The organism is Pseudomonas sp. PB3P13 (assembly GCF_054897735.1).
On the sequence record NZ_CM142702.1, the window covers coordinates 3,558,076 to 3,570,153 of the forward strand.

At 59.9% G+C, this 12,078-nt stretch carries 8 protein-coding genes; 1 reads left to right on the forward strand and 7 read right to left on the reverse strand.

The features are described from left to right. Positions 1-13: 13 nt before the first annotated feature. The 3 genes from rraA to ppsA all read right to left on the reverse strand — a co-directional run bounded on the left by rraA (position 14) and on the right by ppsA (position 4,150). A complete protein-coding gene (gene rraA, locus ACYZT1_RS16410; RefSeq protein WP_028621379.1) occupies positions 14-505 on the reverse strand; it encodes a ribonuclease E activity regulator RraA in 492 nt (163 codons plus the stop codon). Positions 506-619: 114 nt separating this feature from the next. Next, positions 620-1,615, reverse strand: a complete 996-nt coding sequence (locus ACYZT1_RS16415) for an alpha/beta fold hydrolase (RefSeq protein ID WP_462015743.1) — start codon at positions 1,613-1,615, stop codon at positions 620-622. A 159-nt stretch (positions 1,616-1,774) separates the two neighbouring features. After that, positions 1,775-4,150: a phosphoenolpyruvate synthase gene (ppsA, locus tag ACYZT1_RS16420; protein WP_462015744.1), complete on the reverse strand. Its 2,376-nt coding sequence runs from the start codon at positions 4,148-4,150 to the stop codon at positions 1,775-1,777. Between the two features lie 174 nt (positions 4,151-4,324). On the opposite strand from ppsA, the gene ppsR reads away from it, so the two are divergent. Next, positions 4,325-5,143 (forward strand): posphoenolpyruvate synthetase regulatory kinase/phosphorylase PpsR, encoded by an 819-nt coding sequence (gene ppsR, locus ACYZT1_RS16425; protein ID WP_462015745.1) that lies wholly within the window; start codon positions 4,325-4,327, stop codon positions 5,141-5,143. Between the two features lie 123 nt (positions 5,144-5,266). On the opposite strand, the gene prpD is transcribed toward ppsR, so the two are convergent. The 4 genes from prpD to prpC all read right to left on the reverse strand — a co-directional run bounded on the left by prpD (position 5,267) and on the right by prpC (position 12,043). Then, positions 5,267-6,751 (reverse strand): 2-methylcitrate dehydratase, encoded by a 1,485-nt coding sequence (gene prpD, locus ACYZT1_RS16430; RefSeq protein ID WP_462015746.1) that lies wholly within the window; start codon positions 6,749-6,751, stop codon positions 5,267-5,269. Positions 6,752-6,860: 109 nt separating this feature from the next. Continuing rightward, complete coding sequence (gene prpF / locus ACYZT1_RS16435; protein WP_462015747.1) at positions 6,861-8,063, reverse strand: 2-methylaconitate cis-trans isomerase PrpF; 1,203 nt, start codon at positions 8,061-8,063, stop codon at positions 6,861-6,863. Between the two features lie 70 nt (positions 8,064-8,133). After that, on the reverse strand, positions 8,134-10,731 hold the full coding sequence (acnD, locus tag ACYZT1_RS16440; RefSeq protein ID WP_462015748.1) for a Fe/S-dependent 2-methylisocitrate dehydratase AcnD: 2,598 nt from the start codon (positions 10,729-10,731) through the stop codon (positions 8,134-8,136). Between the two features lie 184 nt (positions 10,732-10,915). Beyond that, positions 10,916-12,043: a bifunctional 2-methylcitrate synthase/citrate synthase gene (prpC, locus tag ACYZT1_RS16445; protein ID WP_462015749.1), complete on the reverse strand. Its 1,128-nt coding sequence runs from the start codon at positions 12,041-12,043 to the stop codon at positions 10,916-10,918. Positions 12,044-12,078 lie beyond the last annotated feature (35 nt).

The window sequence follows — 12,078 nt, forward strand, 5'->3', positions numbered from 1 at the left end:
ATTGATTCGCGATTTATTCAGGCATTTTCAACGGACTTGGCGAGATGATCACGCCGTTGTTGTCCGCGTAAACGTAATGACCCGGATGGAAGGTCACGCCTGCAAAGGTGACGGCTACATTGAGGTCACCAATGCCGCGCTTGTCGGTCTTCATCGGATGACTGGCCAGGGCTTGCACGCCCAGGTCAGTCTGCGCGATGACGTCCACGTCGCGAATGCAGCCGTAGATCACCAGGCCTTCCCAACCGTTTTTCGCAGCTTTTTCGGCCAGCATGTCGCCCAGCAGCGCACGCCGCAACGAACCGCCACCATCGACCACCAGCACTTTTCCTTTGCCATCCAGCTCGACCTGCTCCTTGACCAGCGAGTTGTCCTCGAAGCACTTGATGGTCACGATCTCGCCGCCGAAAGAATCATGGCCGCCGAAATTGCTGAACATCGGTTCCAGCACCTGGACCAGTTCCGGATAGGCATCGCACAGGTCGGGCGTGAGGTAATGGTTCATCGAAAAACTCCTGTAGAAAAGAAGACGTCGAGGATGTCGCAATGTGACCGGAAAAGCGGAATGCGTCATAGCTTAGCCGCAAGCCGATCTGAGTGAAATGCCCTTGTTAGAGCGTCAGCCTCCAATCACTGCGGCCAGCACCGGACGTTCGCCGAGCAATGGCGTCTGCTGATCCGCCAGCCAGCGCGCTACCAACGGCCAGACTTCGACCTGCGCAGCCTTGCTGACGAGCATTTCGACGTGGCCGAAATTATCGCCAAAGCCCTGCTCGCGGCTCAGGTTGAGAAACTGCTTGTTCTGTGAACCCATCTGATCGAACAGTTTTCGGCATGCCCAGGCTGGATCCTGTTGATCGCCTGCCGCACTGACCGCAAGCACCGGCAAGTTGACCTCGGCCAATCCTGCCCACCAGTCCTTGTCAGCGTCGCCAAAACGTCCGAAGAGTCCATACCAGCGCATGCTTTCCACGGCCAACCCGATCGGTTCGTCCTCCGGGCCACGTTTGAGCCGCGAACCGGACAACTGCGCGAAACGCTTGAGAATGAAGCGACCGCCCCACTCTACCGGTGGAATCTTCAACGGCCAGTATGTGCGGCTGACCTGCGTACCGAAGAACGCGGCCGATGCCACGACAGGCTCGCCGATGTATTCGCCGCCCAACGCAGCCGCGAGGGTGATGCCGCCGAGCGAATGACCGATCCAGTGCGGGACTTGACCACTCTGCTCGCGGACGAAGGCGCCGATTGCCGGCAAGTCATAACGCGCGTAGTCGGCGACGCGGTTGTTGCGGTAGTGATGGTTGCGCTGCGACAGGCCATGACCGCGCATTTCAGGAATCCAGACATCGAATCCCAGGCGAGCCAGATAAGCGCCCAGCCCCAACCCTTTGGGCGAAAACCAGAAGCGCCGGTTGGAGAAGCTGCCGTGCAGCAAAATCACCGGTACGCCGCGCACGGCCGGCTCATCGGCCAGGCCAAGGCGCGTGACGGCCAGTTCGACGGTGCCGTCGGGGCTATTGCCGGGTTTCAAACGATAAACGTCTTCGCTCAGATCGCCACGCCGCTCGGCGCTGATCAGGGCGACAGGAAAAAGGTTGCTGCTGCTTTGCATAATGCTCTTGCACAAAAAAGGGCGGCTTCCAGAGGAGCCCGCCCTGCTTGAATCAAAAAAACGTCCCAACCTGTAGGAGCACAGCTTGCCGACGATGGCGACTTTGAACACGCCATCGCCAGCAAGCTTGCTCCTACAATTGGCGAACCGTTTACACCATCAAGCCGGCGCTTGACCTTCAGCCAGGAAGAACCAGGTTTCCAATACGGAATCGGGGTTCAGCGAAACGCTTTCGATGCCCTGCTCCATCAGCCATTTCGCCAGATCCGGGTGGTCCGAAGGACCCTGACCGCAGATGCCGATGTATTTGCCAGCCTTGTTGCACGCGGCAATGGCGTTGGCCAACAGTTTCTTGACTGCCGGATTACGCTCGTCGAACAGGTGCGCGATGATGCCGGAGTCGCGGTCCAGGCCAAGCGTCAGCTGAGTCAGGTCGTTGGAGCCGATGGAGAAACCGTCGAAGAACTCGAGGAATTCTTCCGCCAGGATCGCGTTGGACGGCAGTTCGCACATCATGATCACGCGCAGACCGTTTTCGCCACGGGCCAGACCGTTTTCCGCCAGCAGGTCGACGACCTGGCTCGCTTCACCGAGGGTACGAACGAACGGCACCATGATTTCGACGTTGGTCAGGCCCATCTCGTTGCGCACGCGCTTGAGGGCGCGACATTCGAGCTCGAAGCAGTCACGGAACGCTTCGCTGATGTAACGCGAGGCGCCACGGAAGCCCAGCATCGGGTTTTCTTCTTCCGGTTCGTAAAGCTTTCCGCCGATCAGGTTTGCGTATTCGTTGGACTTGAAGTCCGACAGACGCACGATGACTTTTTTCGGGTAGAACGCGGCGGCCAGGGTACTGATGCCTTCAACCAGTTTTTCGACGTAGAAGCCGACCGGATCGTCATAGCCCGCGATACGCTTGTCGACGCTGTCCTTGATGTCCTGCGGCAGACCGTCGTAATTCAACAGTGCCTTGGGGTGCACGCCGATCATGCGGTTGATGATGAATTCCAGACGGGCCAGGCCCACACCGGCGTTCGGCAGCTGCGCGAAGTCGAAGGCGCGGTCCGGGTTGCCGACGTTCATCATGATCTTGAACGGCAGATCCGGCATGGCATCCACGGAGTTTTTCTTGATGTCGAAGCCCAGTTCGCCTTCGAAGATGTAACCGGTGTCGCCTTCGGCGCAGGAAACGGTCACGCCCTGGCCGTCTTGCAACAGTTGAGTGGCGTTGCCGCAACCGACCACGGCCGGTATGCCCAGCTCGCGAGCGATGATCGCCGCGTGGCAGGTACGGCCACCACGGTTGGTGACGATGGCGCTGGCGCGTTTCATCACCGGTTCCCAGTCCGGGTCGGTCATGTCGGACACCAGCACGTCGCCCGGCTGGACTTTGTCCATTTCGGACACGTCCTTGATGATGCGGACCTTGCCGGCGCCGATGCGCTGGCCGATGGCGCGACCTTCAACCAGCACAGTGCCGGTTTCCTTCAGCAGGTAGCGTTCCATGACGTTGGCCTGGGTACGGCTCTTCACGGTTTCAGGGCGCGCCTGAACGATGTAGAGCTTGCCGTCGTCGCCGTCCTTGGCCCATTCGATGTCCATCGGGCACCCATAGTGCTGCTCGATGATCATCGCTTGCTTGGCCAGTTCGCTGACTTCTGCGTCGCTGAGGCAGAAACGTGCGCGATCGGCCTTGTCGACGTCGATGGTCTTGACCGATTTACCGGCCGTGGCGACTTCGCCGTAGATCATCTTGATGGCTTTGCTGCCCAGGTTGCGGCGCAGAATCGCCGGGCGGCCCGCGGCCAGCGTGCCTTTGTGTACGTAGAATTCATCCGGGTTGACCGCGCCTTGTACGACGGTCTCGCCCAGGCCGTAGGCGCCGGTGATGAACACCACGTCACGGAAACCCGATTCGGTATCGAGGGTGAACATCACGCCGGCGGTGCCGGTTTCGGAGCGGACCATGCGCTGCACGCCTGCCGACAGGGCGACCAGTCTGTGGTCGAAACCCTGGTGCACGCGGTAGGAAATGGCGCGGTCGTTGAACAGTGAAGCGAACACTTCCTTGGCAGCGCGAATGACGTTTTCGACACCCCGGATGTTCAGGAAGGTCTCCTGCTGGCCGGCGAAGGACGCGTCCGGCAAGTCTTCGGCGGTGGCGGAAGAACGCACGGCCACGGCCATGCCAGGATTACCGGCCGACAGCGTGGCAAACGCGGTACGGATTTCGGCGTTGAGCTTCTCGGGAAACTCGGCTTCCATGATCCATTGACGGATCTGCGCACCGGTCCGGGCCAAGGCATTGACATCATCGACGTCCAGGGCATCGAGCGCGGCGTGGATCTGATCGTTCAGGCCACTCAGTTCAAGAAAATCACGGTAAGCCTGAGCGGTCGTGGCAAAGCCACCGGGCACCGATACACCGGCACCGGCCAGGTTGCTGATCATCTCGCCCAGGGATGCGTTCTTGCCCCCCACATGCTCAACGTCGTGTTTGCCGAGCTTATCGAGGGAAACTACGTACTCTACCAAGGTGATCTCTCCACTAACTGTGTTGGAAAAGCTCAGAAGCCGGCGCTCGAAATGAGCATTTGCCAGCCGTATGGCCTGGACCTGGAAAATAAGTGAAAATGCTGGCCACTGGCGGCCGGCAAATCGCGCCTATCATATCCAAGAATCTACATTAGCTTAAGGCCCAAGGTGCAAATGAAACGATCTGCTTTCTTTATCTCCGATGGCACCGGCATCACTGCCGAAACCCTGGGTCAAAGCCTCCTGGCGCAGTTCGAAAATATCACCTTCAGCAAATTCACGCGGCCGTACATCGACAACGTGGATAAAGCGCGGGCCATGGTACAACAAATCAACAAAGCCGCTGAAACCGACGGCTTCCGGCCGATTATCTTCGACACCATCGTCAATCAGGACATCCGTGAGATCCTGGCAATGTCGAATGGTTTCATGATCGACATTTTCTCGACCTTCCTGGCCCCGCTCGAACAGGAATTGACCGAGCATTCTTCCTATACCGTGGGGAAATCCCACTCCATTGGCACCAATTCCAACTACATGGAACGTATCGAGGCGGTGAACTTCGCCCTCGATAACGATGACGGCGCCCGCACGCATTATTACGACAAGGCCGACCTGATCCTGGTGGGCGTGTCGCGCTGCGGCAAGACACCGACGTGTTTGTACATGGCCATGCAATTCGGCATCCGCGCAGCGAACTACCCGCTGACCGAAGACGACATGGAACGCCTGCAATTGCCGACCGCCCTGCGTGCGCACCAGCACAAGCTGTTTGGCCTGACCATCGACCCCGACCGCCTCACCGCCATTCGCAACGAGCGCAAACCCAACAGTCGCTATTCGAGCTACGCGCAATGCGAATTCGAAGTGCGTGAGGTGGAGAATCTGTTCCGCCGCGAGAACATTGCGCACATCAATTCAACGCATTTTTCGGTGGAAGAAATCTCCGCGAAAATTCTGGTGGAAAAGGGTGTGGAGCGGCGGTTCAAGTAGAATCTTCATTGCCTGTTATGGCCTCATCGCTAGCAGAGCTAGCTCCCACAGTTGATCTGCGGCGACACCACCACTATGTGGGAGCTAGCCTGCTAGCGATTGAGCGATGATTCGGTTTAACTCCTAGATCACAAACAAATCCACAAACCTGTTCACCGGCGTCGCCTCGAGCGAAACCTGATCCTTGCACAACGCAAATATCTCTGCGCAGCGCTGCGCCGCAAATCGCGTTGCCAGGTTCGCCCTGAACTTGTCCTCAAGTAACGGAATGCCTTCGGCACGGCGCCGACGGTGGCCGATCGGGTATTGCACGACGACCTTCCCTGTGCTCGCACCATCCTTGAAAAACACCTCGATTGCATTGGCAATCGAGCGCTTGTCCGGCTCCAGGTATTCGCGGGTGTACTGCGGGTCTTCAACAATGACCATTTTCTCGCGCAATACATCAATGACCGGATGGGCCGCGTGGAAATCATCTTCGTACTGCTCGGCCACCAGATTACCGAAGGCCAGCGGTACCGCGGTCATGTACTGAAGGCAGTGGTCACGGTCGGCCGCATTGGCGAGCGGCCCGACCTTGGAAATAATGCGGATCGCCGACTCATGGGTAGTGATCACGATCTTGTCGATCTGGTGCAGACGATTCCTCACCTGCGGGTGCAAGATCACCGCCGCTTCGCAGGCCGTCTGCGCATGAAACTCAGCAGGAAAACTGATTTTGAACAGTACATTTTCCATCACATAGGTGCCGTAGGGTCGGCTGAAACTGAAGGCGCGTTTGTCTGCCGATTTGAGCGCCAGATCGTTATTGGTATGGCTGAACAAAACGTCGTAGAAACCCCACTGCTTCGCGGTCAACACGCCGGGGATTCCCATCTCGCCACGCATTGCGATGTCCGCCAGGCGCACACCCCGACTGGTCGCATCGCCCGCCGCCCAGGATTTGCGCGAGCCGGCATTCGGCGCATGTCGATAGGTGCGCAGCGCCTGACCATCGGCAAAGGCATGGGACAACGCCGACAGCAACTGCTCGCGATTGGCCCCCATGAGTTTGGCGGTAACGGCGGTCGAGGCCACTTTGACCAAAATGACGTGATCAAGGCCCACACGATTGAAGGAATTTTCCAGCGCGATCACGCCTTGAATTTCATGAGCCATGATCATCGCTTCGAGCACCGCACGAATCGTCAGCGGCGCATCGCCTTTGGCGAGACGCTTCTGCGACAAGTGATCGGCGACGGCGAGGATGCCACCGAGATTGTCGGAGGGATGACCCCATTCGGCGGCGAGCCAGGTGTCGTTGTAGTCGAGCCAACGAACGATGCAGCCGATGTCCCAAGCCGCTTTGACTGGATCGAGGCGGTAGCTCGTGCCTGGCACGCGGGCGCCGTGCGGGACACTCGTGCCCTCCACTATCGGGCCGAGGTGTTTGGTGCACTCGGGGAAGCGCAGGGCCAGAAGTCCGCAGCCGAGGGTGTCGATCAGGCAGTTGCGGGCAGTGTTCAGCGCTTCACGAGACTCGACCTTATAAGTCAGGACGTAGTCGGCAATGTCCTGCAGGACCGTGTCGTAGTCGGGGCGGTTGTTCTGTTCGACGTTGGTGCTCATGTTCGATTCACTCTTGCAGGAGCCGGCTTGCTGGCAATCCGGACGACTCGTGTGTCAGGTAACCGCGTTTGAAGTTGCCTTCATCGCCAGCAAGCCGGCTCCTGCGGGGTCAGAAAGAATCGCCCGGCACGCGGACGAAACCTTCCATCAACACCCGCGCACTGCGGCTCATGATGGCTTTTTTCACTGTCCACTCGCCGTCCACCCGCGTGGCTTCAGCGCCCACCCGCAAAGTGCCGGACGGATGCCCGAAGCGTACGGCATTGCGTTCGATGCCCCCCGCTGCCAGGTTGACCAAGGTACCGGAGATTGCCGCCGCCGTGCCGATAGCCACGGCCGCCGTGCCCATCATCGCGTGGTGCAACTTGCCCATCGACAAGGCGCGCACCAATAAATCCACATCCGCCGCCGCGACCGCCTTGCCGCTGGACGCCACGTAATCTGCGGGTTTGGCAACGAACGCCACTTTTGGTGTGTGCTGTCGCTTCGCGGCTTCGTCGAGACTGGAAATCAGCCCCATGCGCAGCGCGCCGTACGCTCGAATGCTCTCGAACATCGCCAGTGCTTTCGGATCGCCGTTGATCGCACCCTGCAACTCGGTGCCGGTGTAACCGATGTCTTGTGCGTTAACGAATATCGTCGGGATCCCGGCATTGATCAGCGTCGCCTTGAACGTCCCGACGCCAGGCACTTCAAGATCGTCGACCACATTGCCGGTGGGGAACATCGAGCCGCCGCCACCCTCTTCTTCCGCCGCCGGATCCATGAATTCGACCTGCACTTCAGCAGCCGGAAAGGTCACCCCGTCGAGTTCAAAGTCGCCAGTTTCCTGGACCTCGCCGTGGGTGATCGGCACATGGGCGATAATGGTCTTGCCGATATTGGCCTGCCACACACGGACCACCGCCACGCCGTTTTGCGGGACACGGCTGGCGTCGACCAGGCCATTGCTGATGGCGAATGAACCGACGGCCGCCGACAGGTTGCCGCAGTTGCCGCTCCAGTCGACGAAGGGCTTGTCGATAGAGACCTGACCGAACAGGTAATCGACGTCGTGATCGGCCTTGGTGCTTTTCGACAGGATTACGGTTTTGCTGGTGCTGGAGGTGGCGCCACCCATGCCGTCGATCTGCTTGTCGTACGGGTCGGGGCTGCCGATCACTCGCAGTAACAGCGCATCGCGCGCCGGGCCGGGAATTTGCGCCGCTTCGGGCAGATCCGTGAGGCTGAAGAACACGCCTTTGCTGGTACCGCCGCGCATGTAGGTGGCGGCGATTTTAATTTGAGGGGCGATTTGCAGTGCGTGAGCCATGGGTGCTCCTGATCCTTACCTTAAAAGCGGGCGCGCAAGGGACTTGAAATCCCCTGCTCGCACAGATGTGTTAAACGGCAACCGCCGATTCTTCGAGGAAGTCCTGGGCGAAGCGTTGCAGCACGCCGCCCGCCTCGTAGATCGAGACTTCTTCGGCGGTGTCGAGACGGCACGTCACTGGCACCTGAAGGATTTCGCCATTCTTGCGGTTGATCACCAGCGTCAGCTGCGCACGCGGTGTGCGCTCGCCCATCACGTCATAGGTTTCACTGCCGTCAATGCCCAGCGTGTGACGATCGGTGCCCGGCAGGAACTCCAGCGGCAACACCCCCATGCCGACCAGGTTGGTGCGGTGAATGCGCTCGAAACCTTCGGCGGCAATCGCTTCCACGCCAGCCAGGCGCACACCTTTTGCTGCCCAGTCACGGGACGATCCCTGACCGTAATCGGCACCGGCAATGATGATCAGCGGCTGCTTGCGCTCCATATAGGTTTCGATGGCTTCCCACATGCGCATCACCTGACCTTCCGGTTCGACGCGGGCCAGCGAGCCCTGCTTGACCTTGCCGTTTTCCCTGACCATTTCGTTGAACAGTTTCGGGTTGGCGAACGTGGCGCGTTGCGCGGTCAGGTGGTCGCCGCGGTGGGTCGCGTAGGAGTTGAAATCCTCTTCCGGCAAGCCCATTTTTGCCAGGTATTCGCCGGCGGCGCTGTCGAGCATGATGGCGTTGGACGGCGACAGGTGATCGGTGGTGATGTTGTCCGGCAGCACCGCCAGCGGGCGCATACCCTTGAGCGGGCGTGCCCCGGCCAGCGCGCCTTCCCAGTACGGCGGACGGCGGATGTAGGTGCTCATTTCCCGCCAGTCGTACAGCGGCGTGACCTTTGGCCCCGTGTCTTCGTGGATGGCGAACATCGGAATGTAGACCTGACGGAACTGTTCCGGTTTGACCGACGCTTTAACGACCGCGTCGATCTCTTCATCGCTCGGCCAGATGTCTTTCAGGCGGATTTCATGGCCGTCAGCATCAAGGCCCAGCACGTCCTTTTCGATGTCGAAACGGATGGTCCCGGCAATGGCGTATGCGACGACCAGCGGTGGCGATGCAAGGAACGCATTTTTCGCGTACGGGTGAATTCGCCCGTCGAAGTTACGGTTGCCGGAGAGTACAGCCGTGGCGTACAGGTCGCGGTCAATGATCTCTTGCTGGATCACCGGATCGAGCGCACCGGACATGCCATTGCAGGTGGTGCAAGCGAAGGCTACCACGCCGAAACCAAGCTGCTCGAGTTCATTGGTGAGGCCCGCTTCGTCGAGGTACAGTGCGACAGTTTTCGAGCCCGGTGCCAACGACGATTTCACCCACGGTTTGCGGGTCAAGCCGAGCTTGTTGGCATTGCGCGCCAGCAGGCCGGCGGCAATCACGTTGCGCGGGTTGCTGGTGTTGGTGCAACTGGTGATGGCGGCAATGATCACCGCGCCGTCCGGCATTTGCCCGGGCACGTTGTCCCACTGGCCGCAGATACCTTGCGCGGCCAGGTCCGAGGTCGCGACGCGGGCGTGCGGGTTGCTCGGGCCGGCCATGTTGCGCACCACCGAGGACAGATCGAACGTCAGGCCGCGCTCGTATTGCGCGCCTTTCAGGCTGTCGGCCCACAGGCCGGTGGTCTTGGCATACAGCTCCACAAGCTGCACCTGCTCGTCCTCACGACCGGTGAGTTTGAGGTAGTCGATGGTTTGCTGATCGATGTAGAACATCGCCGCCGTGGCGCCGTATTCCGGAGCCATGTTGGAGATGGTTGCGCGGTCGCCGAGGGTCAGCCGTGAGGCGCCTTCGCCAAAGAATTCCAGCCATGCGCCAACGACTTTTTGCTTGCGCAGGAACTCGGTCAGCGCCAGCACCATGTCGGTGGCGGTGATGCCCGGCTGCAGCTTGCCCGTCAGTTCGACGCCGACGCTTTCCGGCAGCCGCATCCACGATGCGCGGCCGAGCATCACGCTCTCCGCTTCCAGCCCGCCGACGCCGATGGAGATTACGCCGAGCGCATCGACGTGGGGGGTGTGGCTGTCAGTGCCGACGCAGGTGTCGGGGAACGCCACGCCGTCGCGGACCTGGATCACCGGGGACATTTTCTCCAGGTTGATCTGGTGCATGATGCCGTTACCCGGCGGGATCACATCAACGTTCTTGAACGCCTTTTTGGTCCAGTTGATGAAGTGAAAACGGTCTTCGTTGCGTCGGTCTTCGATGGCGCGATTTTTCTCGAACGCCTCTGGATCAAAACCTCCGCGCTCGACAGCGAGTGAGTGGTCGACGATCAATTGCGTCGGCACCACCGGGTTCACTTGCGCGGGGTCGCCACCTTGCAAGGCGATGGCGTCGCGCAGGCCGGCGAGGTCGACCAGTGCGGTCTGGCCGAGAATGTCATGGCAGACGACGCGGGCCGGGAACCACGGAAAGTCGAGGTCGCGTTTGCGCTCGATGAATTGCTTCAGGGATTCGGTGAGCGTGGCCGGGTCGCAGCGACGCACGAGGTTTTCCGCCAGCACGCGCGAGGTGTACGGCAGGGTGTCGTAGGCGCCGGGCTGAATGGCCTCGACCGCCTCACGGACGTCGAAGTAATCCAGATGGCTGCCGGGCAGCGGTTTACGCAATTGAGTGTTCATCGTCAGGACTCGGTCACGGTGATTTCAAAAGGCGGAGTCGCGCGGGCCCCTGTGGGAGCGAGCTTGCTCGCGATGACTTAGTCACATTCAACAGAGATGTCGATTGACCCACCGCTATCGCGAGCAAGCTCGCTCCCACAGGGTTTTCGGTTCATCCAATCGCCAGCGTCAGCCCCCCCACCATTCAGCGTTGTTCGATTGGCACGAACTTGCGCTGTTCGACGCCGGTGTACTCGGCGCTCGGGCGGATAATGCGGTTGTTGGCGCGCTGTTCGAACACGTGCGCCGCCCAGCCGGTCAGGCGCGAGCAGACGAAAATCGGTGTGAACAACTTGGTCGGAATGCCCATGAAATGGTACGTCGACGCATGGTAGAAGTCGGCATTCGGAAATAGTTTTTTCTGCTCCCACATCGTCTTGTCGATGGCTTCGGAGACCGGGAACAACACCGTGTCGCCCACTTCATCGGCGAGTTTTTTCGACCAGGCCTTGATCACCTCATTGCGCGGATCGTTGTCCTTATAGATCGCATGGCCGAAGCCCATGATCTTGTCCTTGCGCTCGAGCATGCCGAGGGTGCCTTTGACGGCCTCTTCCGGCGAGGCAAACCGCTCGATCATTTCCATCGCCGCTTCGTTGGCGCCGCCGTGCAAAGGGCCGCGCAGTGAACCGATTGCAGCTGTCACGCAGGAGAACAGATCTGACAATGTCGATGCGCAGACCCGTGCAGTGAAGGTCGAAGCGTTGAATTCGTGTTCCGCGTAAAGGATCAAAGAGACGTTCATCACTTTGACGTGCAACTCGCTCGGCTTCTTGTCGTGCAGCAAGTGCAGGAAATGGCCGCCGAGTGTTTGCTCGTCGCTGACACAGCTGATGCGTTTGCCGTCGTGGCTGAAGCGATACCAGTAGCACATGATTCCCGGGAACGCGGCCAGCAAGCGGTCGGTTTTATCGTGCTGCTCGGAAAAGTCCTTTTCCGGTTCCAGGTTGCCAAGAAAAGAGCAGCCGGTGCGCATCACATCCATCGGGTGCGCGTCGGCGGGGATGCGCTCCAGCACTTCTTTGAGGGCTTGCGGCAGATCGCGCAGCTTGCCGAGCCTGGCTTGATAGTCGGCCAGTTGCGCCTTGTTCGGCAACTCGCCGTACAGCAGCAGATAGGCCACTTCTTCAAACTGCGCGTCAGCGGCGAGTTCGCGAACGTCGTAACCGCGATAAGTCAGGCCGGCGCCCGACTGGCCCACGGTGGACAGTGCGGTTTGCCCGGCAACCTGGCCCCGGAGCCCGGCGCCACTGAGTACTTTTGCTTCGGCCATTTGCTGTCTCCAATTTTTGAATTTGTCAGGGAATC

Excerpts from the sequence above, each read along its gene's own strand:
- prpF (WP_462015747.1), bottom strand. The coding sequence starts at position 8,063 with ATGGCTCACGCACTGCAAATCGCCCCTCAAATTAAAATCGCCGCCACC.
- acnD (WP_462015748.1), bottom strand. The coding sequence starts at position 10,731 with ATGAACACTCAATTGCGTAAACCGCTGCCCGGCAGCCATCTGGATTAC.
- prpD (WP_462015746.1), bottom strand. The coding sequence starts at position 6,751 with ATGAGCACCAACGTCGAACAGAACAACCGCCCCGACTACGACACGGTC.
- prpC (WP_462015749.1), bottom strand. The coding sequence starts at position 12,043 with ATGGCCGAAGCAAAAGTACTCAGTGGCGCCGGGCTCCGGGGCCAGGTT.
- ppsR (WP_462015745.1), top strand. The coding sequence starts at position 4,325 with ATGAAACGATCTGCTTTCTTTATCTCCGATGGCACCGGCATCACTGCC.
- ACYZT1_RS16415 (WP_462015743.1), bottom strand. The coding sequence starts at position 1,615 with ATGCAAAGCAGCAGCAACCTTTTTCCTGTCGCCCTGATCAGCGCCGAG.
- rraA (WP_028621379.1), bottom strand. The coding sequence starts at position 505 with ATGAACCATTACCTCACGCCCGACCTGTGCGATGCCTATCCGGAACTG.